Source organism: Bartonella sp. AP57NXGY (assembly GCF_042195805.1).
Taxonomy (GTDB): domain Bacteria; phylum Pseudomonadota; class Alphaproteobacteria; order Rhizobiales; family Rhizobiaceae; genus Bartonella.
On sequence record NZ_JBHIOZ010000599.1, the window covers coordinates 1 to 614 of the forward strand.

Here is a 614-nt window from a genome sequence, read left to right on the forward strand (position 1 = left end):
AAGGTATCTATTCTTATCCGCCCATTGCGAAACCGTATACGGTGGGTCCGGTTGTCTTGCATTATTGGCATGGGCGAAAAATTCTTCGACTGCATTGTCATCCATTATTCGTTTCTTGCAAGTTCTCTAACTCTGGAGAATGAGGATCATGAAAAGGCACTGGAATATTAACCGCCTCAAGCAAAGCGGTTCTCATAGTGTAATCAATAGCACCAATAAGGCTGGCCGCATCACATCCAACTTGTGCAGCAATGCTTGCACCAAAACGATGAGGAAAATTCAACATAGCATCACGGTGCGCTCTTCCAAACTCACGAGCTGCCTTTTTCATTTCTTCTCGATCAACAGTGGTTTCGCGCAATCGTTCAAGTGCAATCTTTTCGCTTTCAAGGGCAACTTGCATTCGCTCCAGTTTTATCTTGTATTCATTGGCTCCATCTGTAGAGGCTTGTTTGATCTTTGTCCGCGGTTGACCATCAGGCGCTAAAAATGGAGCAGGGCGCTTTGTTGGATTCTCATTCCAGATGCTTGTGGCAAGGGCTTCATTGACAGAACCATCTTCAAAAAGAGCCGCATCAAATTTACCTGTCTTTATCCGAGAAACCACCGCATTA

General features: G+C 45.0%; 1 protein-coding gene. It reads right to left on the bottom strand.

Annotation, left to right across the window (positions count from 1 at the left end; all coding sequences use genetic code 11):
• Positions 1 to 97: 97 nt before the first annotated feature.
• Positions 98 to 614, bottom strand: a 517-nt coding sequence (locus ACFIL8_RS12260; RefSeq protein ID WP_375690044.1) for a hypothetical protein, incomplete at its 5' end; no start/stop codon positions are given.